Origin of the sequence: Gluconobacter morbifer G707 (genome assembly GCF_000234355.1) — a bacterium.
Taxonomy (GTDB): Bacteria; Pseudomonadota; Alphaproteobacteria; order Acetobacterales; family Acetobacteraceae; genus Gluconobacter; species Gluconobacter morbifer.
The window spans coordinates 191,220-217,151 of record NZ_AGQV01000010.1 but is presented as its reverse complement, the minus strand read 5'-3'; the positions used below and the strand labels follow the sequence as shown (position 1 = coordinate 217,151).

Genomic DNA, 25,932 nt, shown 5'->3' with positions numbered 1-25,932 from the left:
TCACAAACAGCTATGCTGTCCGTTCCGTCATTTAAGGTCTAACCGACCCTAAAAATCGTATTCCTACTCAATACCCTAGGCTCAGGACTCATTCCTTGAGGTAGAAGATGAAGCTTGCTGCGATGTGGATTGCGGACATGAATGTGTGAGCGCAGTGGTCGTATCTGGTGGCAATACGCCGCCAGTCTTTAAGCTTTGCAAACATGTTTTCGATCAGGTGGCGCTTTTTATACAGATGCCAGTCGTAAGGCGGCTTTGATTTCCGGTTCTTTTTCGGGGGAATACAGGCAGTAATATTGCGTTCTGCAAGCGATGACCTGATCCGGTTGCTGTCATAGCCTCTGTCCGCGATGACTTCTTCTATCTCGTCGGGAAGATCTACAAGCAACACGTCTGCGCCTTTGAAGTCACTGACCTGCTGTCAGATGCAGACGGACCGGACGGCCCTGGGCATCACACATGGCGTGAAGCTTTGAGTTCAGGCCGCCTTTTGTCCGTCCGATATGGTGGGGAAAAGCCCTTTTTTGAGTAGGGACGCCGATGTCCGGTGCGCTTTGAGATGTGTTGCATCGATCATCAGGCGCTTCGAACGGCCAGCCTGCTCTGTCAGGGCGACGAAGATCCGGTCAAAGACACCCAGGCGGCTCCACCGGATAAAGCGGTTGTATAAGGTCTTGTGCGGACCATACGCTTTCGGGGCGTCTTTCCACTGAAGGCCGTTGCGGATCACGCAAACAATCCCGCTCAGAATACGACGGTCGTCCACACGCGGAACCCCATGTGCCAGTGGGAAAATTTGCACCAGTCCGCTACGCTCGGCTTGGATGCGGTAACACGGTGATAATCTACCTGCCGTAGCACTGCTCTATTCAGGGGCAGGAGCGCAACGTGGGAAACGGTAGGCCCACCCGCATTGCAACCATCCGAAAATTTCGGATAGTTCGTACAGACCCGCCAGAAATCGCGCTATTCCGGCAGGCAGGAGAGGCGCTTATTAGAGCGCTGAACCAAGCTTTACCGGATACCATGCTCCGTTTTCATAAATGACAAGCTGGTGAGTATCGCTATTGTTCACGATCTCACCATCCGCAGGAGACGTGATTGCTTTGATTTGTGCTGTGGTTTTTCCAGAAATCTGAAAGGTCTTGTTTGCTTTGATCGCTGCGACACTATCGAGAGCAATTCCGCCATTGCCGTCACCATTGATCCAACTGGATTTTGTTCCACCCGCTGACTGAAATTGGATACCATTAGTCCCGGAGTTTCCATTTCCTTGGAAGGAAATGTTATTTTTCATCCATAGAGAAGCATTCATAAACACGTCAGATAGGTTAAATGTAACCTTCCCACCCGAATAGGTTAATGTGTGGCTGTCAGTATTGTATTGTTCCCATACAGGGGTAGATTCGTTCGCTCCAAAAACATTGCCATTTGTTCCTGCAAAGTTAAAATTACCTCGAAGGTCTCCTCCGAAAATTGAAGGATAATATAGGATTGCCTTATTGTAATCCTGATAGGCAAGTGAACCAAGTCCAAGCTGATTAGTGCCAATAACTGGCTTACTTGATTTATACCCAGATAATACCGTTGAGGTACAAACCTGATCTGTCTGCCCCATGGCAGGCATTGTTGTGTAGGTAGAGGTCGGTGCGTTTTCAGCGACCCATCTTGCGACATAAGCCACAGTCTGATTTGCACTGTCATCGTCAGATCCCATCAGGTTTGATGTGACGCGAGTGCAACCATTGCATGGCGTACCGTGCATATTTCTGCCGTCCCAATACTGAACCGGACTGTAGCTCACAACGGACCACGAAGACGGAAGGGCGTCAGCAGACCGCAACCACCCGATAAACATACGGACGTGATTGAGGAAATCCTCATCATGACGCCATTGTGGAACGACTTCTCTTCCGTATCCCGCAGGAGAAGCAGAAATAGAGTACGGAGAAAGCAGGACAAGGCTTTTCACACCATTTGCATTGGCCCATTTGATTTCATCGATAATTGGGGCCATGCTTGTTGGGCCGTTCAGAATGTAATTGCCAGCCGGAATGTCAATCCCCACGCCACCTGCAACACTGGTTAATGCTGTACGAACATTTTTCCAATATGCATCTGTTGACAGCAGATGATCCGGCCCGGGGACGATGAAAGGCCAGACTTGCTGAACTGACGGGATATTCTTCTTGATGTCCGAATTGGCCAGCTTGAAGTTGTTCAGATCGTTGTCGGTATAATACTGAACGTTGGTCGTGTCGGCGCCGGTATCAAAATCACGCACGAAGTTCAGCGTTGCAACTGTGGGCTTGAAACTTGTCTGCGCAATCATCTGCACGTCGTTAATGACTTTGCCGTTCCGGTCTTTAAGGCTCTGCCAGTAAGCGGAATTGATCTTGGGCGTGAGGTACTGACCAAGGGAAAGTTCGATTACACCCAAGGGGCCGGTTGTCTGGATGACGTTCTGAAATGCTGACATGCCGATGATGCCCGCAACGTCATTCACATCCCCCGCGCCACCATAAATTGACGCCCCCATTCCGGCTTCATTGAAGTAGGGCATCACATTGCCAGACGCCCGAAGATTGGCAGTATTGGAAGCCATGCCCATCTCGGACGACGAGTTCACCGCGCCGTAGAAAGTGGTCGGGGATTCAATCTGGCAGTTTTTGACGGCCTCAGAAAGAGGCACGCCATTCACGTTGGCCGTAAGGTTCCCACTCGGATCCAATCCCGCCACGCCGCCAGGCGAGTTGATCCCCAGCGCCAGTTCCTGCTTGGAAACCCACGGCCCTGTGCTGAAGAACCCATCATTGAGCATCGTGGAGGGAGGACGTGCATGAACTGCCCCGCCAAAGACGCAGACAGTTGCCAGAAGCGCCATTTTGAGGCGGGAAGACAGTTTCATTTTCAGGGTCTCCTCTGGGATCGAAGCCATGCTGTGGCATAGCATACGCTCCGATGACGAGAGTCACGAGGATGCAGAGGGCTATTTCGTGGCACTCGAAGCAAAGACGACCCGGAAGATGCTGGTCGTTGTGGGAAACCGGGTACAGGTCGAGTTGCGTGACCAATCCTGTCTACCGCTCTCGGACATCCCTGTCACGCGCAAAAGCATCCCCTCGACCCGGACATTCGACCGTCTTCTGCTAAAATGGGAGGAGATCTGTGAAGCCCTTGCGCATTGCGACAACTGGGCGGCCTAATCGGCCGCCCAGGGTCTGTACGTCGGACACACTGACCACACCCGCTTTCGTCAGGTACGCTTGCATGCCGCCGATGGCCTGGCTGATCGTGACGGGCGAGGATGATCTAATCACACAGCCGCAAAGCCTCAGGCACAGGACCAGTCCCTCTACCCGACACTCACCCCGGACAGAAAGGCAGCGTTTTGCGTACGGATGCTTTCAAAGTCTTCTACATTTAGGAATCCAGATTTGGGTGTCGACAGATGATGCCAGAGCGCCCATGCGCTTCTATGATTTGCAAGCGCAGTCAGCGCCATGTCGCCTTTTGTTCCACCCCTCAGGTCAGGAGCGTTACCGGATCCAGAAACGCCAGAGTTCTTCCCGGCCTATCAGGAAGCGCTGGCGCAGACTGCAACGCGCCAGGCTGCTCCTGTTCCGAAGACACTGGCGCATCTGATTGATGCATGGATGCGGTCAGGCCGCTTCAAGGCGCTGGGACCGAGTACCCAGGCGAACTACAGACGGCTGCTGCTTTCGATCCAGAAGGCCCCTTATGCAGACGACTACGTGGACCAGTTCCAGACGGTTCACCTGCGACGTTTCGTGGAAGAGTTTGCAGACCGACCGGCTGCGGCCAATCACCGGATCAAGCTCTTCCGCATGCTTTTTGAACATGCCGTTGACGATGGATGGCGCACAGACAATCCGGCCATGGCGCTCAAGCGCCTGAAGGAAAAGCAGGAGGGTGCCGAATCGTGGAGCGACGACCATATCCGGCAGTTTGAAGAGCGGTGGCCTTCTGGCTCCGTTCCGCGTCTGGCCTTGGCCCTTCTGCTCTATACCGGCCAGCGCCGGAGCGACGTAGTCCGCATGGGCCCGCGCCATATCCGCGGGGATCTCATCGAAGTGACACAGCAGAAGACAGGCGCCGCGTTGCTTATCCCCATCCATGCGGCCCTGCAGGCAGAGCTGTCCCAGCATATGGGGCAGCCGACATTCCTGGCGCGCCAGAACGGGGCGGCCTTTACGGCCAATGGATTCTACATGCGGTTCAAGGCCTGGCGGTCCGAAGCCGGATTGCCGGACGGGTTAAGCCCACATGGCCTTCGCAAGGCGGCCGCTCGGCGGCTGGCAGAGGCTGGATGTTCGGCCCATCAGATCGCCGCCATAACCGGTCACGCGACGCTTGCCGAGGTACAGAGATATACCCGGGCAGTTGATCAGGAGAAGCTGGCGCGGGAGGCCATGGCGAGAATGGCCGCTGTAAAACGCATCCCGTAAACTGTAAAACAGTGGGAAGAAATGGCGGTTTTCTGCGGGTATTTTGCGGATTTGGCGTCCCATAGGGGATTCGAACCCCTGTTGCCGCCGTGAGAGGGCGGTGTCCTAGGCCTCTAGACGAATGGGACCAGAGCGACGCGGTTAGTAGCGGAGCGCTCTGGTCGTGGCAAGTCCTATTTATCAGAATTCTTTTGCGAGAAGGGGCCCTAGAACCGCACCACCAAACAGATGGACATGAAAATGGGGGACTTCCTGCCCGGCATTGATGCCGGAATTGCTGATGAGGCGGAAACCTTCTTCTGTCAGACCCTGTTCCTCGGCGACTTTCGAGACAGCGCGCCAGAAGCCGGTAAGTTCTTCAGGCGAAGCTTTTGCTCCAAAGTCCGCAATGGAAACATACGGTCCCTTGGGAATCACCAGAATATGGACCGGCGCCTTGGGAGCGATGTCCTGAAAGGCGAGAGCGAAATCGTCTTCGTAAACTGTGCGTGCCGGGATTTCCTTGCGAAGAATCCGCGCAAAGACATTATCGGGGTCGTAGCTCATCGCAGGAAGTTCCTCAGTCCAGTTTTTCCTTGGGGCGGGAGGCTTTTTCGGCAATGCCGCTGGTACCTTCGCGCCGCTTCAGTTCAGCCCAGACCTCTTCAGGAGAAACGCCGGCATCCACCCACATGACGATGAGGTGGTACAGCACGTCCGCGCTTTCTCCGACCAGTTCCTTGCGGTTGCCATTGACGGCCTCGATCAGGCACTCGACGGCTTCCTCTCCGAATTTCTGGGCAATTTTGTTCCTGCCACGGGCCATCAGGCGCGCAGAATGGCTGAGGGACGGATCTGTACCACGACGTGACTGCACGGTGTCATACAGACGCTGAAGAATGGAATCTTTCGTAGGATCGAGTTTTTTCTCAACCTGTTTTGCGGGTTTTCCCACCTTGTCTATTCTCCAAGCCTGACCGGAAGTCCAGCTGCCGCAAGGGCATTCTTGACTTCATCAATACGGAACTGACCGAAGTGAAACACACTGGCGGCCAGAAGCCCACTGGCGCCAATCTGTGCGCCTTCCACGAAATGGGTCAGTTCGCCTACACCTCCTGAGGCAACGACCGGCACCGTGACGGCATCACAGACAGCCTTGAGCAGGTCAAGATCGAAACCGGAACGTGTTCCGTCACGGTCCATGCTGGTCAGCAGGATTTCTCCTGCTCCCAAGTCCTGCATTTTCTGCGCCCACAGGATCACATCCAGCCCGGTGGGTTCACGCCCCCCCTTGGCATAGACTTCCCATCCACCCCGGCCATTGGAGCGGGCATCGATTGCCACGACTACGCACTGGCTGCCGAAACGTTCCGATGCTTCCCGGATCAGCTCCGGGTTACGGATCGCGGCCGAGTTGACAGCGCATTTGTCGGCTCCAGAGAGAAGAAGGCGGCGCATGTCCTCGCATGTCCTTACGCCTCCTCCAACCGTCAGGGGCAGACAGATGGCTTCGGCGGTGCGCCTGACGACATCAAGGATGGTGTCCCGGTTTTCGACACTGGCCGTGATGTCGAGGAATGTCAGTTCATCCGCCCCGCCGGCGTCATAGAGTTTTGCCTGCTCCACTGGGTCGCCGGCATCACGCAGGGAGACGAAGTTCACGCCCTTGACCACCCGGCCATCCTTGACGTCCAGACAGGGGATGACGCGAAGTTTCAGCATGAGCCCAGAACGTCCAGGGCATCCCTGAGGGCAATGTGTCCGTCATAAAGGGCCCTTCCGATAATGACACCGGAAATGCCGGGAACAGTACGGGCGACATCGCGCAGGGCCTTCAGGTGATCCAACGTGCCGACGCCGCCGCTGGCAATGACCGGAATGGAGAGACGGCGGGCCATATCGGCCGTCTGATCCAGATCCAGACCGGCCAGCATTCCGTCACGGCTGATTTCCGTGAAGATGATGGCCGCGACACCGGCATCTTCCATCCGCAGGGCGAGGTCATTGGCTTCCAGTTCGGATACTTCCGCCCAGCCCTCGGTAGCAACCCGTCCCTGACGGGCATCGATACCCGCCACGATCTGTCCCGGATAAGCGCGGGCGGCCTGCCGGACCAGATCCGGATCCTTGACGGCGGCAGATCCCAAAATCACCCGTGAAACACCCGCTTCCAGCCAACGTTCAATGGCTGCCATGTCCCGGATGCCACCGCCAAGCTGAACCGGAAGATTCGTGGCTTTTACGATGGCCTCAATGGCCGGGATGTTGGCAGAATGTCCCGCGAAGGCGCCATTGAGGTCCACGACATGCAGATGGCGGCAGCCGGCATCCTGGAACAGCCGTGCCTGAGCGGCAGGGTCGTCGGAGTAATACGTGGCGTCTTCCATTTCGCCCCGGCGCAGACGCACACAGGCGCCATCCTTCAGGTCAATGGCAGGATAGAGAGTCAGGCCACGAGCATGGTCCACTTTTCCTTCCATGACCGGAGCGCCTGCGGAATCCGGTACGGCAATGCTGTTCTGCCAGTGTGCTGCCTCGGTTTCGCTGGCAACAAGTTTGGAGAGGAAAAGTCCGCGCACTGTCTGGCCTCCGATCCGTGCGTAATAGGGGTGGGTCCCCCAGTGCTCGAAACCGAGCGACCGGAACAGCCCGATGGCGGCGACATGCGTTTCACGCACGTCACAGTTCACAACCTTGCAGCCCATGCTGCGGGCACCCTTGAGCATCGTTTCAACAAGCGCGCGGCCCAGACCGCGACCACGCGCGTAAGGTGCGACGAAAAAACCCGTCAGGTGTGCGGTTCTGGCATGGGCTTCATAGCTTGCGGGCGGGCGGACAAGCTGTCCCGCACCGCAGATGATGCCATTTTCCCGGACGATATAGAGGCTCCGTTCCGGGACCAGAAGCAGGCCTTCGAAATATCGGGTCAGGGCCTGGCTTCCAGGGGGCTGTACCCAGCCGAAACCACCGCCGTCCAGAATTCCGGCAGTCGTGGCTTCGATCAGGATATCCATATCCTCGGCTGAGAGCGGGGAAACGACCCGTTCGCATCTGATGGTCATCAGGCCCACCGCAGGAAATTGCCGAGGATCCGTAACCCGACCGTCTGGCTCTTCTCGACATGGAACTGCGTGCCACAGCGGTTGCCGCGGGCGACAATGGCGGGAACACTGCCGCCATAATCCGCCGTGGCGACCAGTTCGCTTTCCAGGCCATCATGCAGCGCATAGGAATGGACGAAATAGCTGTGGCAGCCCGGCTCCAGTCCTTCGGTCAGGAAGTGCCGTCCCGGTGTGAAATCAAGGGTGTTCCAGCCCATATGGGGAAGACGCAGGCCAGAATCCGCCGCTTCGTCCATGCGGCGGATATTGCCGGAAATCCAGCCCAGTCCTTCTGTCCGTCCGTGCTCCAGCCCGTACTCGCCCATGAGCTGCATCCCGACGCAGATGCCAAGGAATGGCGTTCCCCGTTCAGTCGCCGTTTCAAGCGTGTGACGGAGTTCCGAACCAAGACCATGGGCACAATCGGCGAAGGCGCCCTGTCCCGGCAGGATCAGACGGTCCGCATTCAGGATCGCATCTGCGTCCCGGGTGATGGTGACGTCCGCATCAAGAGTCTGCTGTGCCGCGGCCTTGCGGGCAGCCTGCGCTGCGGAAGCAAGATTGCCACCGTTGTAGTCAATTACGACAACGCGCATTTTTCCTCCGGAGCTGACAGGAGAGCCGCTTGTCCGTCGATCCAGCGCAGAAGCGCCAGGTCAAGGCTTGGGGCTGCAACCGGAGATGCGGGGAACCAGCCATTGAGCCGTAATTCCCACAGCCGGATTTCCGCAGTGAAGACCGCCAGGGCGACATGCAGGCCAAGAAGTGCAGGAAACAGGGCGAAGGATGGAGCGAACTGGTACAGCAGGACCGTGACCGCACCCGTCAGCAACGCGGAAATCCATGCGCCATAAGTCAGGAGGCCAAGCCAGCCGAAAAACAGGACACGCCATGAAAAGCCGTCCTGAACCATGACGGGCAGGCTGGCCTTCTTCCCGGAAGGCGCAAGGCAGGGTGTATATAGTTTCACAGCACGCCTTTGGTGGAGGGAATAGTGCCTGCTGCACGGGGATCCCCGGAGACAGCTATTTTCAGGGCTCGGGCCACGGCCTTGAACCCGCTTTCCGCGATGTGATGGGCATTGGTGCCTGATTTGCATGTCAGATGCAGGGCAATCTGCGCGGACATGGCAAAAGCACGAAAGAACTCTTCAAACAGTTCTGTATCCATCACGCCGATTTTCTCGCGCGGGAAGACGACGTTCCATGCCAGATAGGGGCGGCCGGAAATATCGACGACGGCTTCACACAGCGCCTCGTCCAGAGGCACGAGGGCATGACCGAAGCGCTCGATGCCACGCTTGTCCCCGATGGCCTGCCGGAAGGTCTGACCCAGAACGATCCCCACATCCTCGACCGTATGATGGCCGTCGATATGCAGATCACCCTTCGCTTCAAGCTCCATATCGAACCCGGCATGCTTCGTCAGGGCGGCCAGCATGTGATCGAAAAAACCGATGCCGCTGCTGATGACCGACCGTCCATGCCCGTCGAGTGTGAGGGCAAGGGTAATGTCGGTTTCGCTGGTGGCGCGATGCAGGCGGGCGTGGCGTGTTTCACTCATGATGATCCTGCTACACCAGTAAGCGGACTATTTCCACGTTCTCATCGGGAAAAACACAACGTTTCAGGCGATTCCACGCCCTGTCGGAACGTCTGTTCCGTCGCGCGGACGTGAGTGCAGATTGTTCTTGGCGGACGGAAAGGAACGCGTCATTATCCATGAACCATGGCACATCATCATTCCCCCCTCGATGTTCTTCTCTCCCGCGCCTCAACCGACCATCTTGTTGAGCCGCCGCCCAAGGGAGATCAGCTCAGGACCATTCTTTCCGCCGGGCTGCGTGCGCCGGACCACGGGAAACTCAGGCCCTGGCGCTATACGGTCATCAAGGGCAAGCACCGGGATGCCTTCGCCAGTCTGGTAGTGGAAGCGATGGAGCGGCAAGAGCCCGATGCTCCGACGGTCAAGAAGAACAAGCGCCGTCAGCGTTTCTCCACCATGCCCATGATCATCGCCCTGGGCATCCATATCGAGCCCGCGGGCAAGATTCCAGTCATCGAACAGGAGATGGCTGTGGCGGCAGGCGCCATGAACGTCCTGAATGCACTTCACGTCGAAGGATTTGGCGGAATGTGGATCACGGGGGCGTTCTGCGAGGATCGCGCCCTCCTTGAAAGTCTCGGCCTGCCGGATCCTCACCGGATTGTCGGATTCCTGTTCGTGGGAACGCCGGGTAAGCACGATGGCAGCCACAAACGCCCCGATGTCGATGACTACATGGCCGTCTGGAAAGGCGAGGCGGTCCATTTCGGAGCGGATGCAGGCTGAACGCCATGCGGTACGATGCGATTGTTGCCGGGGGCGGACCTGTCGGTCTGGCCTGTGCCATTTCCCTTGTGCGGGATGGACGCCGCGTCTGTCTCGTAGAACGTTCTTCCGAGAAAATTCTGGCGGATCCGCCTTTTGATGGCCGGGAAATTGCGCTGGCCCATCATGCTTCGGAGTGGCTGAAAGAGGCAGGAGCCTGGGAACATATCCCGAAGGATTCCATCTGTCCCATGCATACAGCCCGAATCGAGACCGGCCGTTCGGAAGGGGCGCCGCTCCTGTTCGATGCGCCCGCAGAGGGGCCGGATGCGCTGGGGCATATGGTTGCCAACCATCTGATCCGCCGGGCGCTTTATCGTGTGGCATCCGGGATGGACGGGCTGGACATCCTGTCCGGACAGACGATCCATTCCGCCCGGCATGATGCGCGGTCTGCCAGTGTGACCCTCTCAGGCGGCATGACGGTGGAAGCGGATCTTCTGGTTGCGGCGGACGGACGGTTTTCCCGCCTGAGAGACGAGGCCGGGATTGGCGCGATCGTTCATGACTTCGAACGCAGCATTCTGGTCTGCCGGATGCATCATCCCCGTCCGCATGCCAATACGGCGCTTCAGTGGTTCGACGAGGGACAGACCATAGCTCTTCTGCCGGTTGCTCCGGATGGGCGGGAAGGAGCGTCCTCGTCTCTTGTCCTGACGCTGGAAGCAGAGGAAATCGCTCGTCTCCAGACGCTGGATGCTGAGGCTTTCAATGCAGAAATTACTGCCCGCACGCAGAACCGTATGGGACCGATGACCCTTGAGAGTCCGCGTTGTGCCTATCCGCTCAAAGCAGTCTATGCCCATCGTTTTCATGACGCGCGTTTTGCACTGATTGGCGATGCGGCGGTCGGAATGCATCCGATCACCGCACACGGGTTCAATTTCGGCCTTCGCGGGCAGGAAACCCTTGCCAGAGCCATTGCTGACGGTTCCGGGGATGCCGGTGATCCGGCGGCCCTGGCAAAATTTGCCCGGATCCATCGCCGGACGACGGCGCCTCTTTTCGCCGCCACGAACACCATCGCCACAGTCTATACCCGTGATGAAGCGCCGCTTCTTGCTGCGCGGAAGCTCGGTCTCGCGGTGGCCAACCGGCTTCTGCCGTTCAAGGCTGCCGTTACCAGCATGCTGATGGACCGTTCTTCCTGAAGTTTCGAAAGACAGGATATTTCCGATGAAAGCCTTTGGTCATACACGCGCGACCCGTCTTGGCGAACCGGATACTCTGATCGAACTGGATATCCCGACGCCCGAAGCCGGCCCCCGTGATGTGGTGGTGGAAATTTCCGCCGTTTCGGTCAATCCGGTCGACACCAAGCTGCGGGCGATTGATCCCCCAGGTGATGAGCCGCGGATCCTCGGTTACGATGCCGTGGGCAAGGTGGTGGCTGCCGGAGGACAGGTCCGTGGTTTCCGGGCCGGTGATCGTGTGTTCTACTCGGGCAGTGCGCAAAGACCGGGCAGTAATGCACGGTTCCAGGCCGTCGATGAGCGCCTGATCGCCCGCGCCCCCCGGAATCTCAATGATGAGGAAGCCGCCGCGCTTCCCCTGACGGCCCTGACCGCATGGGAACTTCTGTTCGACCGTCTCGGTGTGCGGGTGGGGGAGATGAACAGCCCTGACGCCCTGCTGATCGTCGGTGGTGCCGGGGGTGTTGGGTCCATCCTGACACAGCTAGCCCGTCGCCTGACAGGGCTGACCGTGATTACGACGGCATCCCGTCCGGAGACGGTCGCGTGGTGCGAGAAGATGGGCGCACATCACGTTATTGATCATCGTCGTCCGCTGGATCAGGAGTTGTCGCGGATCGGGATTCCGCATGTCCGCTATGTAGCGGGTCTGACGGCGACTGGTGAACATAAGGACGCCATTGTCCGGTCACTGGCGCCGCAGGGCGCGCTGGCCATGATTGACGATCCCGGTTCGTTCGACATCATGCCGTTCAAGCGCAAATCATTGTCCGTGCATTGGGAATACATGTTTGCGCGTCCGATTTTCCAGACGCCCGACATGGCGGAACAGGGGCATATCCTTGGACAGGTGACGTCCTTGGTAGAGGCGGGTCTTCTACGGACAACCCTGCATGATGTGCTCGGACCGATCACGCTGGAAAACCTGCTGCGTGCCCATGCGCTCATGGAGAGCGGAAAGGGAATCGGCAAGACCGTTCTCAGCGGCTTCTGAACGCTGCGAGAAGATATACAGACTGGCGAGGGAACCCGATTTTTCTGCCGGTCAGTTGAAATGGGTCCGGAGCAGGGGCGTGGGTGAGATGCACAGCATGATGAACCCGAAAATCGCCAGGACCTTCAGGACGAAAAAGACGGATTGCCGGGAAAGTTCGCCTGATGTGGCCATCAGCATGAACGGATCAACCGGAGCCTGACCGGCATCCGGGCTGCTGGTGTTGAGGTTTTCGATTGCGACTTGCCGCGCAGGTGCAGATGCGCTCCGACGACGCGACATTTCATTCCCTGAGATATCGGCTTTTTCGTAGAGTTCGCTGATGTATTTCTCCAGATCTTCCCGACGGTAGGTGACTTTCCCTCTGGAAGACGGTGCACGTTGTGGGCCACCCCCCAAGTGCGTCAGAAGGCGCAGTCTGCGCTGGGGCAGGCCGAGGTGAATGGCCGCTTCCTCAAGCGAAAGAGTCCGGGAACGGACGGGTAGATGCAGGATCTGGCCTGAACCGTTCTGTCCGGAGAGATCTGTCGGGGCGGGCATAGAGGTGAATCCTGCAATAAGACAGCCAAGTGGATAGTAGAGGAGTTTCTCCCTGAAAACGAGCATTGTGGCTCTGTGGAACGGGGGAATCGCCCCCGTTTCGGATCAGGCTGTTGTGATGGTGACGTTTTCGGAATGGAAACGGCGGAACACATCGAACAGGATGGCATCTTGGACACTGCTTGCGTCGCGGGCGGAAACGAGCGTGACACTCAGGCTCATGGTGACGCTGTCTCCCGAAAGGGCGCTGACGCGGACCCTAGGGGGTGGGCTGGACAGGACTTCCTGACGGTGTGCCGCAACTTCCAGCAGCATGTTCCGGGCCTTGTCCAGATCCGTGGAGGTGGGAACGAGGAAACTGACGGTCAGAGCGCCGGTTGCGCCGGAAAGCGTGGCATTCTTGACGCTAGACGTGATGAACTGTGAGTTCGGCACGATCATGGTAGAGCCGTCCGCCAGGCTGATATCCGTTGCGCGAATGCTGATGCGCTTGATGTCGCCCCGTGTCCCGGCGATTTCCACCATGTCTCCCACCCGGACAGGACGTTCAGCAAGAAGGATTACGCCGGAGACGAAATTCTGGACGATGGACTGGAGCCCGAAGCCAATCCCGACCGAAAGGGCGCTGACCACCCATGTCAGGTTTTGGACGGATACGCCCGCAAGCGAAAGGATGGCCAGCCCGACAAGGATCCAAGCGCAGTAAGTGAAGATACTCAGGATCGAGGTGCGCGAACCGATATCCAGACGCGTAGTCGGGAGGAAGCGGTCCTGTATCCAGGCGCGGGACTGGCGGATGGCGTAGGAACTGGCGACGGCCAGGACAATGCACATCACGACCGTATCGAGCGAAATCTTGACGCCATGGACAGTGTTGCCAACGAACAGGAGCCAGAACCTGTTGGTGATGTCGGCGATGTTGAAACTGCCATCCGTCTGGGCGACGGAGAACAGGACGAGCAGCAGAATAATGTTGCCGGTTCCGGACAGCAGGACGCTGACCTGCGTCAGACGGCGCTGACTGATCCCGAGCGGATAGAGGTGACGGCTGACGAAGCCATGCTCATCGAACATCCGGTCCAGCAGGTTGCGCCAGCAGAGCCCCAGAAGCGCCACGATCGCCAGTCCACTTCCAAGGGAAAGAAACCAGCCATTGAGGGTAAAGGCGAAGGCGACATATCCCAGCATGATGGAAAAGACTGTCACCACCAGCAGCAGGGAAGACATCCCGAAAGCGGGCGCGGCGAAACGTTCGGTTTCGTTCTGTTTTCCAAGCCGGCGGAACGTATCCACAGCGCAAAATGCGACACCGAGAGCAAAAACGATTTCCAGAAGATTCTGAAGTGTCGGACCAAAAACGCCCTGTGTCCGGAAAGTCCGCAGGACATTCAGGGCGAGAATACCTAACGCCAAGGCCCAGTCCATGCCCCGGACGCATTTGCGGACGTTCGGACTTGTGGCGGCCAGCACACCCTGTCGCCCGAAGACCGGCAGTCCCGCGCCAATGATGAAGCCACAGAGCGGAAGAGTTTCGGCAATGACCGTCCCTACGGCGTCTCCGCCATCAGGAAGTGTGATCCCGGCCCAGATGAACCAGACCAACGTGGCCAGAATGGCGCAGAGGAGCCCATTGAGCGTGATGGCAATGACGCTGCCGGAGATGACTGTCTGGATACTTTCATCGTCGCTGCGGTGCAGATGCGCGCCACTGCGTTTGATGAAGGCCAGGAGAAGAGGCGAGCCGAAGCCTACGGACAGAAGGCTCAGGACCGTGCCACCCAGAATCCACATCCAGTCCTGCAGGATCCCGCCGGAATGAACGGAGGAGCGGTTTTCCGCATGTTCCGTAACGAGAGTTTGCCAGAAGCGCGGGGCAAGTGGCGAAACGGAACGCTCGGACAGGGCAGCCTGCTGCAGTCGGTTCTGGCGGGTGCTTATGGCAGTGCCAAGCTGCTGGGCCTGAAGGTTATAGAGCTTCGCGCGCATGAGAGCGGATTTCACGGACTGTGAATTCGCCTGCATCCTCTGCCGCTGTTTCGTAACCGACGGATCTTCATTATCCGCTGCCTTCGGTCCGAGGATTTTCAGATAGGAATCAATGATCCCGTCATAGGACTCGATCTGCTGGATCGTATTCCGGGTATTCTGCTGGATGCGCTGTGCCTCACCGGCCAGCGCATCCAGCTGGCTGGCACCCATTGCCGGGTCTGTGCGGTTCAGACTGTTGAAGATTCTCCGCAGACTGGTGGCGCTGTCATCCAGCTGCTGTGAGACCGTCTGGGAAATGGCGTTCCATCCCAGGCCCTGCGAGAGGTTGTCAGGGGTAGCGGCATTTTTGGAGCTGGTGTCTTTCGGGGCAGCGTTCTTATCCGGGGCAGGGCTTCGGGAAGACGCGGCATCGTGGGAAGCGGGGGCGCCAGAGACGGGTGGCACGAAGCCGGTAGGAAGTACGCATGCAAGGCACAGCAGAGCCAGAACAAGGCTGGTCAGAGTGGTTCTGCCATGAGGTTTCAGGCGTGGAATTTCCTGTCGTGCATTATCTTCCACCATCCGTTCGTGTCCCTCCCTGATGATCGGCATTCCCCGTTAAACGGTTTGACACGAAACGGGTTCATCACAGGGGAACACATTCCGTTCAGCGCATGGAAAGTGCCCCTGATCTTCCTGAACGGAAAAGGGCACATTCCGTGCGGTTGTCAGGCGGGCAGATCAACGCCTCTGGCGTCGCTGATCGTCTCGAAGCCGTCACGGCGCATGGCGTCACGCAGTTCCGCCTTCAGGCGCGCCAAGATGCCCGGTCCCTGCAGGACGAACGACGTGTAGATCTGGACCATGTCCGCGCCCATGCGGATTCTCTCGAGAATGTCTTCCCCGCTTTCGATTCCACCACAGGAGATGAGGGCGAGACGACCGCGGTTCTGTTCCGAGACAGCCTTCAGCACATCACGTGCGCGAGGAGCGAGGGGACGGCCGGAGAGGCCACCGGTCTCATTCGCATGGGGGCTGGTCAGATGGCCGGGACGAGTGATGGTGGTATTGGTCAGGATCAGACCCTGCGCACCGCCCGCGATGGCCGCTTCGAGAATCGGTCCGTAGGAGGCGTTATCCAGATCGGGCGCCAGCTTGACCAGAAGTGGCGGACGCTGGGGGTTGCGGGTGTTGATGGCCGCCAGCAGTTCCCGGAGGATGTCTGCGGACTGAAGATCACGCAGACCGGGCGTGTTGGGCGAGGACAGGTTCATCGTCACGTAATCCGCATAGGAACTGACGCGGGAGACGAGTTCAGGATAATCCTTCAGAGGATCGGCACCGGTCTTGTTGATGCCGATATTGACGCCCAGTGGGACGGTCGCCCCCCTGAGGCGGCCATTGGGCATCGGACGGTGCAGACGTGCGAGACGGCGGCAGAAGCGGTCTATGCCGCAGCCATTGAAGCCCATGCGATTGATGATGGCGCCATCTTCGGGCAGCCGGAACAGACGGGGTTTTGGGTTGCCGGGCTGTGGGCGTGGCGTCACGGTCCCGGCTTCGATGTGGCCGAAGCCGAGCTTGGCCAGCGGACGGATGGCGCGGGCGTTCTTGTCAAATCCCGCGGCCAGTCCGATCGGGTTCGGAAAGCGCAGCCCGAGCGTCCGGACCGCGAAGGCCGGGACGTCCTTTGCGGCACTGCCGCCCAGTCCGAGCGCGAGCGAATGAATGGCAAGTTCGTGCGCCGTTTCCGTGTCGAGGCGATGCAGAAAGGGCGTAACCATGGTTCCGAGATCGATCATGAGTCGCTTTCTTACTTTAAACCGCTTCCCGGCGCACGTCGTCCTGTAGTTTTGGCTTGGCGGGGGCGGGGGGACGCGATAGACGCGATGGCATGTGGGACGAACCCTATCTTGAAACATGCTGCCGTTCGACGCTGCACCGTGTTCTGCTCTGTGCATCGGCAGGGCGGCCGGAGGGGCTGAAGGATCAGCCCTGTCTTGACCGCCTGGAGCGCATGGGCTTGACCAGACGCACCCCGGAAGGGCGATACGTTCTGACCGAGGACGGTCTGAAACGGCACGAGCAGGAAATTGGTCCGGCTCGGTAAGGCATTTCCCGGAAAAGCGGGTCGCTGAGCCCGACTGGACACGGAGAACGCTCCGCAGATAACGGGTTCGGCCAGCCCCGGTTCTGTGGTGGCGGGGCTGGCCAATCTGGTCATGCCGTCCGCCACGCTTTGTCCAGGCCATCCCGGCATTCCGTAATCACGGTTTTCAGATCCCGGTCATAGAGGCTGTCAGGGACGTTGGAAGAAAAGATCTCCACTGTGCAGGAGCCCCGGAATCCGGCATCTGCCGTGGCGCGGAGCATGTCATGCAGGGGAATGTCGCCATCTCCGGGGATCAGACGGTCTGTCGGGGAATACGGTGTGCGCCAGTCGCTCACCTGAAGGACATTGATTTTTTCGCCTGCCCTGCGGATGGCCGCACAGACGTCATCCTGCTGCCAGATGTTCCAGAAATCGAGGCACAGCCCCACGGCCGGATGGCCGACCCCGTCAATGATGTCCATGGCCTGGTCAATGGTCCAGATGGCGCTTTCCGTGTTCATGGAGGTCGGGTTCAGCGGTTCCAGAGAAAGGGAAACGCCAAGCTCAACGGCAATCGGGCAGAGTTTTCTCAGGGCCTGTACCGTTTCGTCCATGGTGCGCCGGATATTCCCGTGGGGAGGAGCCCCGGTATTGGTGACGAACACCGTCCCTGGCGCGTATGGAGCAAGGGTTCGCAAGCTCTGTTCGAAGCGACGGAAGCGTGCAGCCGGTTCTTCGGGGTCAGGAGCCATGGCGCTCCCGAAGAAGGTCCGGACGGAGGGCTGTATGGCACTGATAACCATCCCGCTCTCCTGCGCCAGACGCATCTGTTGGTCGAGACGGGCGGGATCGAGTTTGACTTCGCAGATTTCCACAGCCTGAACGCCCAGTTCACGGTAGCGGTGGATGTCCTCTTCGAAGGACCAAGGCTGTGTTGTGAATTCGTTGACGCCGAAAAGAAAGGGAAAATCGCTCATATCTCGCCATTCAGGAAGGAGAGGACAGTCTGGTTGAACTTCTCGGTTTCATCGAGAAAGATCATATGGGCACTGTCTTCGAAATAGACCGGTTTGCAGTTGGGCATGTTCTGCGCGACCCATTCCGGTCCACGCGGATCGAGAACGGTGTCTTTCTTCGCAACCATCATGATGGCGCGGAGCTGGAACCGGGGCAGGACATCCCGCCAGTCGGCATTGGTATGATCCGCCATCAGGGGACTACGCGCGAAGGCAGGACTTTCTGCCATTTCCTGAAGAAGAAATGCCTCTTCATCTTTCGGAAGGTCGTGGCAGAGGCAGCTTTTGAGATTGGTGCGGTCAAATGCTTCCGGTGTCAGGGACAACTGCTGCTGAAGCGAGGCGAGACCGGCCTGATCGTAACAGATGGCATGACCATACTTCCAGTCGGCCGAATAATACTGTCGGGGCGTCTGCTGAACGAAAATGGCGTTGCGGATGCGTTCGCGTCCGAAAAGTTCCAGATAGGACCAGATGACCGGGCAGCCCAGGGACCAGCCGAGCACGGTGGCATCGTTGATGTTCAGGGCAATCAGGAGGTCCTGAAGATCGGCGGCGAGGCGGGAGACGCGGTATCCGTGCCGGGGCTTGTCCGACCGCCCGTGCCCGCGGAGGTCCAGGGTGATGACGCGGGTCTGTTCGGACAGGGGCCCGATGTTGCGGTGGAAAAAGCGACCCGAGAATGTCCAGCCGTGAATCAGGATCAGGGGACGTCCCTGGCCCTGCTCCTCGTAGTAAATGCGGGTTCCGTCACTGGTAGTGATATGCGGCATGTGTTTCTCCTTCGCCGTGACGGAACAGATCGGGTTCGTTCCGGTCAGGACGTTATAGCGCGCAGGTCTGGTGGTCGGTTTCTTGGAAAAGGAGCGTTTGCGCTCGGGCGGGCGGGTCGGTAAATTGAGCCTATCATGACAGCTTCATCCATTTCCGCTCCTCCGAACCGCATGCTTGCGCCGATCGATCTTGGTCAGGGTGTGGTGATCCGGGACCCCGTGATCCTCGCACCCATGTCAGGTGTGACGGACCTGCCGTTCCGCCAGCTTGCGCGCGAGCTGGGGGCGGGCCTCGTCGTTTCGGAGATGATCGCATCCTGGGCGATGATCAGGGAGAACGAGAACACGATGCGCATGGCCCGCATGGCGGAGCATGGTCCCAATGCCGTTCAGCTGGCGGGATGCGACCCGGACGCCATGGCGCAGGCCGCGAAAATTTCCGTCGATGGGGGAGCGAATCTCATCGACATCAATTTCGGCTGTCCCGTGAAGAAGGTGGCGATCGGTCAGATGGCCGGATCGGCCCTGATGCGCGATGAAGTCCTGGCCGGGAAACTGCTGGAAGCAACGGCCCGGGCGGTCGATGTGCCTGTGACGCTCAAAATGCGGATGGGCTGGGATCATGGCTCCCTGAACGCGCCGAGACTGGCGAAAATCGCTCAGGAAAGCGGAATCCGCATGGTAACGGTTCATGGCCGCACCAGGCAGATGTTCTATAACGGCACGGCGGACTGGCGTTTCGTGAAGACGGTCAAGGATGCCGTTTCCCTGCCTGTCATCGTGAACGGGGACATCAATACGATCCGTGACGCCCGGGAAGCACTGCATCAGTCGCAGGCAGACGGGGTGATGATCGGGCGTGGCTGTTACGGGCGTCCATGGTTCACGGCGCAGGTCGCAGGGTCCCTGCGGACCGGGGAAGACATCCCGGATCCTGATCTACCAACGGAAAAGACCATCGTTCTTCAGCACTATCGCATGATGCTGGATCATTTTGGCGAGCGCCCGGGTCTACGTCTCGCGCGCAAGCATGTCTCCTGGTATTCGGCCGGGCTGCCCGGCTCCGCGACATTCCGCTCCACCATCAACCGGATCGACAATGCATCCGAGGTCATCAGTCTTCTGACAGATTTCTATGACCGGAACATCGGGGCTGGGATCGTGCGGGATCGTGAAAGTGGACCTGCGGCCAGCATGAGCCGCGATGGCAGCCGGGAGGCGGCCTGAGACATGCTGCACCGTACGGCAGCGGGCTGCTGCGTGACAGACCGCATCGTATGACGCAGATGGCGACGGGGCAGGCTCAGGCCGCCCTGACCGACCCGACCTGCCGTCCCGTTTTTCTTTATGGAGCATCCCGTCTGGACCGGCAGGACGTAGCTAGACGTCTCCATGCTCATAGCCCCCGGTCGACCTGTCCATTTGTTGTCGCCGCCTTGACCGCGACGCCACGCGCCCTGCGGCCCGAAGCCCTGTTCGGCGGGGAGGGCAAGACGGGATGGATCGCCCAGGCACAGGGTGGAACGCTGCTGCTGGATGAGATCGACTGCCTCTGTCCCGAACTTCAGGCACGCTTTATCACCTGTCTTCATGCTCCGGAGACGGATCTGCGTGTGATTGCGGCCAGCCGGCATGATTTTACGCTGCTGATGCGGCAGGGCGCGCTGGATGTGGGACTGCATCGCTGGCTGGCATCTTTCGATTCGTCCCAGAAACTGGGACCGGACAGGATCGGAGCGGTGTGCCGGCTGCCGGGCGATGGGACAGAACGCCCGCGCGGACTGGCGCGTGCCCTGGAGCGTCCGCTGGAGGATTATCTGGAGAGTGGCCTTGAAAACAGGGCCGGGGACCTGCATGCCTGTGTAATCGGAGAAGTGGAGCGTCCGCTGATTACGATGGTCCTGCGGCGGACGAGTGGGAACCAGCTGCGTGCAGCCGCTATTCTCGGCCTGAACCGCAATACACTGCGTAAGAAGATCCGCGAACTGGACGTGACTGTCCCGAAAGGCGGCGACGAGTGAAACGCCCCTCCATCCGGCGCCTGCTGACGCGAATGACCAGCGCCAATGGAGCGGTTCTCCTGACCGTCATGGCCCTTGTGCTGGCTTTTGCGACCTTTGTGATTCTTGCGGGCGGAATGTCGCTTGCGCATCGTCCGCAGGTGCAGGCCATCGTGTTCCTGCTCGACTTCGTCATGCTTATGCTCATCGCGGCCGCTGCCGTGGTGCAGATGGGCCGGATGATGGCAGAGCGGAAGCTGGGCCTCGCAGGCGCACGGCTTCACGCAAGGCTCATCACCCTGTTCGGCATCGTGGCGGTTGCCCCGACGATTCTGGTCGGAGCCGTGGCAGCCCTGTTCTTCCATTACGGGGTGGAGATCTGGTTTTCCAATCGCGTCAACACGGCCCTGACGGAAGCGCGGTCGGTCGCCGCGGGTTATCTGCGGGAACATAACGACAATACGCGGACGGAAGCCTTCGCACTCGCCAACACACTTATCACCGTTCAGAACGATGAACTCTATGCGCATGGCACGGACCTCTTGCACGATCCGGCCCGTCTGCAGGAGCTTCTGGACGACGAGGTAACGGAACGCGGACTGACGGATGCGGAGGTGTTCGATCCACTGACCAACAAGGTTCTTGCCGTTGGTGGTCTTCTGGGTAGTACGGACATGACCGCACCGCCTCCTTTGCCACCAAAATCCGTGATCGAGATGGCGCGGGCCGGGGATGTCGCAATTCTTGACCGGCCGGATCAGAGGATGGTGCGGGCCGTAGTGTCGCTGGGCGGGAACTCGGGGCTGATGCTGGTCATCACGCGCCCGGTGGATCCGGATGTCCTGGAACACATGCACCGGACCGATGCGCTGGTGCAGGATTACCAGCACATGATCGCCAACCGGGGTAAAACGCAGGTGACTTTTGTGGTCATCTTTGCGCTGATGGGATTGCTGGTGCTGGCGGTCGGGATGCTGACAGGGCTGGCGATGGCCAACAGGATCGCCAATCCGCTGGGCCTACTGATCCTGGCGGCACAGCGGATTTCCCGCGGAGATCTGGGCGTGCGCGTGCCTGTGCCGGAGACAGGCACCAAGGATAAGGATGACGAGGTCACGGGGCTGTCACGGGCGTTCAACAGCATGACGGACCAGCTTGAGAGCCAGCGTTCGGAACTGATGCAGGCCTATGACCAGATCAATGAACGCCGCCGTTTCACGGAGACGGTTCTGGCGGGCGTCTCCGCCGGCGTCATCGGACTGGACCGCACGCAGGTCATCGAACTCCCTAACAGGGCGGCGTCAGCGGTTCTGCAACGGGATCTGATGCCCGCCATCGGGCAGCGTCTGGCCGAAAGCGTACCGGAATTTTCCGCGCTGCTGATTGCGGCCTGCCAGGCACCGGAGCGCGTGCATACGGCTGAAGTGCAGGTGGACACCGAAGGCGCCCAGCGTCCGGGGGGACCAGGTGAGGGTGGTGGCGCAGGAGCCGGGCGCACGCTTCTGGTGCGGGTCGTGGCAGAGCTGCGCGGGACGGACGTGGCCGGTTATGTAGTGACGTTCGATGACATTACGGCCCTTCAGTCGGCGCAGCGCAAGGCGGCCTGGGCGGATGTGGCGCGTCGCGTGGCGCATGAGATCAAGAATCCGCTGACTCCCATCCAACTCGCGGCGGAGCGGCTGAAACGCCGGTTTCTCAAGGAGATTCAGACGGACCCCGACACCTACAGCCAGCTTGTCGATACCATCGTGCGGCAGGTTGGGGATATTGGCCGGATGGTCGACGAGTTCTCGGCTTTTGCACGAATGCCCCAGCCCGTGATGCAGACCGAAGACTTTTCCCGTCTGTGCCGGGAAGCGCTCGTTCTTCAGCGGCATGCCCACCCGGAAATCATTTATGAGACAGTGGGTCTGCTGCCTTCCGGTCCGCGCGTGCGTTGTGACAGACGGCTGATCGGTCAGGCCCTGACAAATCTGTTACAGAATGCAGCTGACGCGATTGCCATGGCAGACGGCGGAAAACCGGGAGAAAACACCAGTGACCATCCAGTGCAGCCAATCGGACACATTGTGATGGGCTTGCACATTCAGGACGGGCATGTCCTGCTAGAGATCGAAGATGACGGGATTGGTCTGCCTGCGGGAGAGCGCCACAGGCTGACCGAGCCCTATGTGACACACAAGGCGAAGGGGACCGGACTGGGCCTTGCGATCGTCAAGAAGATCATGGAGGACCATTCTGGGATGCTTCAGCTTGCCGATCGGGACCCCGGACCCTCCGGAAGGCGCCGGGGAACGCGCGTCACGTTGTCCCTGCCTCTTGCGGAACAGGACAACGCCGGAGAAGAGAACCGCCGGATCATGAGGACTACACATGGAGCATGAGATTCTGATCGTCGATGACGAGCCGGACATCCGGTTCCTCATCGAGGGAATCCTGAATGACGAAGGGTACAAGACCCGGGCGGCGGCCAATTCGGATCAGGCGCTGGAACTGTTTCGCGCCCATCGGCCGTCTCTGGCGATTCTGGACATCTGGCTGCAGGGCTCCCGGCTTGACGGGCTCGAACTGCTCAAACTCATGCAGGCCGAGGACCCCGGCCTGCCCACCCTGATGATTTCAGGCCACGGCACGATCGAAACGGCGGTGGCGAGTCTGAAGCACGGCGCCTACGACTTTATCGAAAAACCTTTCCAGTCCGACCGGCTGCTGGTGGTGGTGCGACGTGCGCTTGAAGCGGCGCGCCTGCGGCGGGAAAATGCGGAACTGCGTCTGCGCGCCGGGCCGGAGACCACGCTTTTTGGTGATGGGGCGGCCATTGCGGCTGTCCGCGCCCAGATCGAACGGGTAGCGCCCACCAATTCGCGCGTGCTGATCAGCGGTCCCGCCGGTTCAGGCAAGGAGGTTGCGGCGCGCATGATCCATGCCCGCTCGCGGCGTGCGGAAGGGCCTTTCATCGCCCTGAACTGTGCCACGCTCGCCCCAAACCGCTTTGAGGAAGAGCTTTTCGGGCTGGAGGGCGAGAATGGCCAGCCGACCCGCCGCGGCGTGCTGGAACGGGCGCATCGCGGGACCCTGCTGCTAGATGAAGTGGCGGATATGCCGATGGAGACGCAGGGCAAGATCGTCCGCGCGCTTCAGGATCAGACCTTCGAGCGGATCGGTGGCAATACGCGCCTGAAGGTGGATGTCCGTGTCATTGCGACAACAAACCGTGACCTTCAGGGAGAAATTGCGGCGCACCGGTTCCGGGAAGACCTGTATTACCGGCTGGCCGTCGTGCCGCTGCGCATCCCTTCCCTCCGGGAGCGGCGGGAGGATATCCCTGCTCTGGCACGGCATTTCCTGGAGCGGTGCGCACAGGCATCCGGACTACCGGTCCGGGAGTTGTCGGTAGATGCGCTGGCTGCGCTTCAGGCGTATGAATGGCCAGGGAATGTGCGGGAATTGCGCAATCTCATGGAACGGTTACTGATCATGATGCCTGGCAGCGGAAATGATCCTATCCGGGCTGACATGCTGCCATCCACCATCAGTCAGGGGGCGCCGTCCATGACCCGTCTCAATTCCGGTGCGGATGTCATGAGCCTACCGCTCAGGGAAGCGCGCGATCTGTTCGAAACGCAGTATCTTCAGGTCCAGCTCATGCGCTTCGGCGGGAATATCAGCCGAACAGCCAATTTCGTCTGCATGGAGCGCAGTGCTTTGCATCGTAAGCTCAAGCAGCTTGGCGTGACGACTGGAGAAGACCGGACGGGTGCATCTTCCTCCGCCTCTTCCCAGACGGGAAACTGAACACCATATGACACAGAACTCTTTCATCTTATGACTGGCAGGCCATTAACAGCGTGACTTCAGACCCTTCCCCACCTGCCGGGAAAGCCGTGCAGGAGATCTTTCTCGAACATCTGCGTCAGACACAGGCGCCGGTGACTGTTTTTCTTGTCAACGGTGTGAAACTTCAGGGCGTGATCATCCAGTCTGACAGTCAGACCCTCCTGCTACGGCGCGACAATCATATACAGCTTGTCTACAAACACGCCGTCAGCACCATCATGCCTGTCGCGGCGCTGACCAGTTTTGCGGAAAATGAACTTTGAGCGGCTTTGAGACCCAGAAACCCGCAACTCGCGCGGCTGTCATTCTGCCATGGGAAAAATCCGGCCCACAGGAAGAGATCCGTGCAGCGGACGCACGGCTTGAGGAAGCCGTCGGGCTGGCAGCCTCGATTGGTCTGGTGATTGTACGAAAGGCAGCGATCCTGCTGCGCGCGCGCCGGCCTTCGACCCTGCTGGGCAGCGGGCAGGTGGAACAGCTTGCCGAGGCCGTAAAGCTGGACGGCGTGGATGTCGTCATCATCGATGCGCGGCTTTCACCGGGGCAGCAACGCAATCTGGAGAAGGCCCTTGGCTGCAAGGTTGTGGACCGGACCGGGCTGATCCTCGATATTTTCGGTGCGCGCGCAGCAACCCGTGAAGGCGTGCTTCAGGTTGAACTGGCGCATCTGGAATACCAGCGGTCCCGTCTTGTCCGGCTCTGGACCCACCTTGAGCGTCAGCGGGGTGGTTTCGGCTTCCTTGGAGGCCCGGGTGAGACGCAGATGGAAGCGGACCGGCGGATGCTGGCCGAGCGGATCGGCAAGATCAAAAAGGAACTGGAGCAGGTCCGCCGCACCCGTGGGCTGCACCGTGATGCCCGCAAGCGCGTACCGTTCCCGGTTGTAGCACTGGTTGGTTATACGAATGCGGGAAAATCCACCCTGTTCAATGCTCTGACCGGAGCATCCGTACAGGCAGAGAACCAGCTTTTCGCGACACTGGATCCGACAATGCGTGCGCTGCGGCTTCCGTCCGGGCGTAATGTCATTCTGTCCGATACAGTCGGATTCATCAGTGAACTGCCGACAGAACTTGTCGCGGCATTCCGTGCAACGCTGGAAGAAGTGTCGCAGGCGGATGTCATTCTGCATGTGCGTGACGTGGCGCATCCGGATAGTGCCGCGCAGCGTGCGGATGTGCTGCATGTTCTCGACAGCATGGTTCGGGACGGCATGCTGGATGCACAGTGGCCGGAGCGTACGATCGAGGTGCTGAACAAGGCGGATCTTGTCGGAGGTGTGCAGGCAATACCGAAGCGTGAAAACGCCGTTGCGATTTCCGCCATAACCGGTGAGGGCATCCCCGATCTTTTCGAGGCCCTGGACCAGTATCTAACCCGTTCGATGCAGGATGTCCGGGTGCGTCTGTCCGTAACCGACGGGGCGGCGTTGGCATGGCTGTATGATCACGGTGAGGTGGTGGAACGTCTCGACCATGACGAGGGCATGGATGTGACGGTCCGGCTTTTCCCACAGGATCGAGAGCGTTTCGAAATCGTCTATCCCGGGCGCCTGTCGGCTGAATGACGTCGTGTAAGAAAGCCGCCACGGATGCCGGCT

The 25,932-nt window shown here is 59.4% G+C and carries 25 protein-coding genes, 1 tRNA gene and 1 pseudogene; 12 read left to right on the top strand and 15 right to left on the bottom strand.

The annotated features are described in order from the left end of the window. Positions 1 to 88: 88 nt before the first annotated feature. Both GMO_RS13980 and GMO_RS11230 read right to left on the bottom strand, forming a co-directional pair. A pseudogene (locus GMO_RS13980) lies at positions 89 to 826 on the bottom strand (IS5 family transposase). Positions 827 to 994: 168 nt separating this feature from the next. Further along, on the bottom strand, positions 995 to 2,908 hold the full coding sequence (locus tag GMO_RS11230) for a beta/alpha barrel domain-containing protein (protein ID WP_040509386.1): 1,914 nt from the start codon (positions 2,906 to 2,908) through the stop codon (positions 995 to 997). A 28-nt stretch (positions 2,909 to 2,936) separates the two neighbouring features. Between GMO_RS11230 and GMO_RS11225 the strand changes: the two genes are divergently transcribed. Continuing rightward, on the top strand, positions 2,937 to 3,206 hold the full coding sequence (locus tag GMO_RS11225) for a hypothetical protein (protein ID WP_040509384.1): 270 nt from the start codon (positions 2,937 to 2,939) through the stop codon (positions 3,204 to 3,206). 297 nt (positions 3,207 to 3,503) lie between these two features. Further along, complete coding sequence (locus tag GMO_RS14730) at positions 3,504 to 4,469, top strand: tyrosine-type recombinase/integrase (protein ID WP_008852525.1); 966 nt, start codon at positions 3,504 to 3,506, stop codon at positions 4,467 to 4,469. Between the two features lie 52 nt (positions 4,470 to 4,521). Here the strand turns inward: GMO_RS14730 and GMO_RS11215 are convergent. From GMO_RS11215 to hisB, 8 genes are all read right to left on the bottom strand, one after another. Continuing rightward, a tRNA-Glu gene (locus GMO_RS11215) sits at positions 4,522 to 4,597 on the bottom strand. A 52-nt stretch (positions 4,598 to 4,649) separates the two neighbouring features. Further along, positions 4,650 to 5,015 carry a histidine triad nucleotide-binding protein gene (locus GMO_RS11210; RefSeq protein ID WP_008852523.1) on the bottom strand — a complete coding sequence of 122 codons (366 nt, stop codon included), beginning with the start codon at positions 5,013 to 5,015 and terminating at the stop codon, positions 4,650 to 4,652. A 13-nt stretch (positions 5,016 to 5,028) separates the two neighbouring features. Continuing rightward, positions 5,029 to 5,403 carry a phosphoribosyl-ATP diphosphatase gene (locus GMO_RS11205; RefSeq protein WP_008852522.1) on the bottom strand — a complete coding sequence of 125 codons (375 nt, stop codon included), beginning with the start codon at positions 5,401 to 5,403 and terminating at the stop codon, positions 5,029 to 5,031. Positions 5,404 to 5,408: 5 nt separating this feature from the next. Further along, on the bottom strand, positions 5,409 to 6,170 hold the full coding sequence (hisF, locus tag GMO_RS11200; protein ID WP_008852521.1) for an imidazole glycerol phosphate synthase subunit HisF: 762 nt from the start codon (positions 6,168 to 6,170) through the stop codon (positions 5,409 to 5,411). After that, on the bottom strand, positions 6,164 to 7,510 hold the full coding sequence (gene hisA / locus GMO_RS11195) for a 1-(5-phosphoribosyl)-5-[(5-phosphoribosylamino)methylideneamino]imidazole-4-carboxamide isomerase (protein ID WP_040509491.1): 1,347 nt from the start codon (positions 7,508 to 7,510) through the stop codon (positions 6,164 to 6,166). Before hisA ends, hisF begins: the two co-directional genes overlap by 7 nt. Next, positions 7,510 to 8,145 carry an imidazole glycerol phosphate synthase subunit HisH gene (hisH, locus tag GMO_RS11190; protein WP_008852519.1) on the bottom strand — a complete coding sequence of 212 codons (636 nt, stop codon included), beginning with the start codon at positions 8,143 to 8,145 and terminating at the stop codon, positions 7,510 to 7,512. Before hisH ends, hisA begins: the two co-directional genes overlap by 1 nt. After that, complete coding sequence (locus GMO_RS11185; protein ID WP_008852518.1) at positions 8,130 to 8,519, bottom strand: hypothetical protein; 390 nt, start codon at positions 8,517 to 8,519, stop codon at positions 8,130 to 8,132. Before GMO_RS11185 ends, hisH begins: the two co-directional genes overlap by 16 nt. Next, positions 8,516 to 9,112: an imidazoleglycerol-phosphate dehydratase HisB gene (hisB, locus tag GMO_RS11180; protein ID WP_008852517.1), complete on the bottom strand. Its 597-nt coding sequence runs from the start codon at positions 9,110 to 9,112 to the stop codon at positions 8,516 to 8,518. The genes GMO_RS11185 and hisB overlap by 4 nt, the downstream gene beginning before the upstream one ends. A 165-nt stretch (positions 9,113 to 9,277) precedes the next feature. On the opposite strand from hisB, the gene GMO_RS11175 reads away from it, so the two are divergent. From GMO_RS11175 to GMO_RS11165, 3 genes are read left to right on the top strand one after another with little or no spacing between them, the layout of a single operon-like run. Further along, complete coding sequence (locus GMO_RS11175; RefSeq protein ID WP_008852516.1) at positions 9,278 to 9,880, top strand: nitroreductase family protein; 603 nt, start codon at positions 9,278 to 9,280, stop codon at positions 9,878 to 9,880. Between the two features lie 5 nt (positions 9,881 to 9,885). Next, the gene (gene ubiM, locus GMO_RS11170) at positions 9,886 to 11,070 is read left to right on the top strand and encodes a 5-demethoxyubiquinol-8 5-hydroxylase UbiM (RefSeq protein ID WP_008852514.1); all 1,185 of its coding nucleotides are present in this window, start codon (positions 9,886 to 9,888) and stop codon (positions 11,068 to 11,070) included. 25 nt (positions 11,071 to 11,095) lie between these two features. Further along, a complete protein-coding gene (locus GMO_RS11165) occupies positions 11,096 to 12,106 on the top strand; it encodes a zinc-binding alcohol dehydrogenase family protein (protein WP_008852513.1) in 1,011 nt (336 codons plus the stop codon). Positions 12,107 to 12,157: 51 nt separating this feature from the next. Here the strand turns inward: GMO_RS11165 and GMO_RS11160 are convergent, their stop codons facing one another. The 3 genes from GMO_RS11160 to GMO_RS11150 all read right to left on the bottom strand — a co-directional run bounded on the left by GMO_RS11160 (position 12,158) and on the right by GMO_RS11150 (position 16,416). Further along, positions 12,158 to 12,646 (bottom strand): hypothetical protein, encoded by a 489-nt coding sequence (locus GMO_RS11160; protein ID WP_008852512.1) that lies wholly within the window; start codon positions 12,644 to 12,646, stop codon positions 12,158 to 12,160. A gap of 105 nt (positions 12,647 to 12,751) precedes the next feature. Beyond that, positions 12,752 to 15,196, bottom strand: coding sequence for a DUF3772 domain-containing protein (locus GMO_RS11155; RefSeq protein ID WP_139064448.1), 2,445 nt, complete (start codon positions 15,194 to 15,196; stop codon positions 12,752 to 12,754). Between the two features lie 146 nt (positions 15,197 to 15,342). Continuing rightward, complete coding sequence (locus GMO_RS11150) at positions 15,343 to 16,416, bottom strand: quinone-dependent dihydroorotate dehydrogenase (protein ID WP_008852510.1); 1,074 nt, start codon at positions 16,414 to 16,416, stop codon at positions 15,343 to 15,345. A 92-nt stretch (positions 16,417 to 16,508) separates the two neighbouring features. On the opposite strand from GMO_RS11150, the gene GMO_RS11145 reads away from it, so the two are divergent. Further along, positions 16,509 to 16,724: a hypothetical protein gene (locus GMO_RS11145; protein WP_008852509.1), complete on the top strand. Its 216-nt coding sequence runs from the start codon at positions 16,509 to 16,511 to the stop codon at positions 16,722 to 16,724. Between the two features lie 110 nt (positions 16,725 to 16,834). Here the strand turns inward: GMO_RS11145 and GMO_RS11140 are convergent, their stop codons facing one another. Further along, the gene (locus GMO_RS11140; RefSeq protein WP_008852508.1) at positions 16,835 to 17,683 is read right to left on the bottom strand and encodes a sugar phosphate isomerase/epimerase family protein; all 849 of its coding nucleotides are present in this window, start codon (positions 17,681 to 17,683) and stop codon (positions 16,835 to 16,837) included. After that, positions 17,680 to 18,495, bottom strand: coding sequence for an alpha/beta fold hydrolase (locus GMO_RS11135; protein WP_008852507.1), 816 nt, complete (start codon positions 18,493 to 18,495; stop codon positions 17,680 to 17,682). The genes GMO_RS11140 and GMO_RS11135 overlap by 4 nt, the downstream gene beginning before the upstream one ends. Positions 18,496 to 18,630: 135 nt before the next feature. On the opposite strand from GMO_RS11135, the gene dusB reads away from it, so the two are divergent. The 6 genes from dusB to hflX all read left to right on the top strand — a co-directional run bounded on the left by dusB (position 18,631) and on the right by hflX (position 25,899). Beyond that, positions 18,631 to 19,722, top strand: coding sequence for a tRNA dihydrouridine synthase DusB (gene dusB, locus GMO_RS11130; RefSeq protein ID WP_008852506.1), 1,092 nt, complete (start codon positions 18,631 to 18,633; stop codon positions 19,720 to 19,722). Between the two features lie 50 nt (positions 19,723 to 19,772). Next, positions 19,773 to 20,516 carry a helix-turn-helix domain-containing protein gene (locus GMO_RS11125; protein WP_008852505.1) on the top strand — a complete coding sequence of 248 codons (744 nt, stop codon included), beginning with the start codon at positions 19,773 to 19,775 and terminating at the stop codon, positions 20,514 to 20,516. Between the two features lie 32 nt (positions 20,517 to 20,548). After that, positions 20,549 to 22,879 (top strand): sensor histidine kinase NtrY-like, encoded by a 2,331-nt coding sequence (locus GMO_RS11120; protein WP_050801477.1) that lies wholly within the window; start codon positions 20,549 to 20,551, stop codon positions 22,877 to 22,879. After that, entirely contained in the window at positions 22,869 to 24,290 is a 1,422-nt protein-coding gene (ntrX, locus tag GMO_RS11115; RefSeq protein ID WP_008852503.1) for a nitrogen assimilation response regulator NtrX, read from the top strand. The genes GMO_RS11120 and ntrX overlap by 11 nt, the downstream gene beginning before the upstream one ends. Positions 24,291 to 24,379: 89 nt before the next feature. After that, entirely contained in the window at positions 24,380 to 24,595 is a 216-nt protein-coding gene (gene hfq, locus GMO_RS11110) for an RNA chaperone Hfq (RefSeq protein ID WP_008852502.1), read from the top strand. Next, on the top strand, positions 24,592 to 25,899 hold the full coding sequence (hflX, locus tag GMO_RS11105) for a GTPase HflX (RefSeq protein WP_008852501.1): 1,308 nt from the start codon (positions 24,592 to 24,594) through the stop codon (positions 25,897 to 25,899). The genes hfq and hflX overlap by 4 nt, the downstream gene beginning before the upstream one ends. Positions 25,900 to 25,932 lie beyond the last annotated feature (33 nt).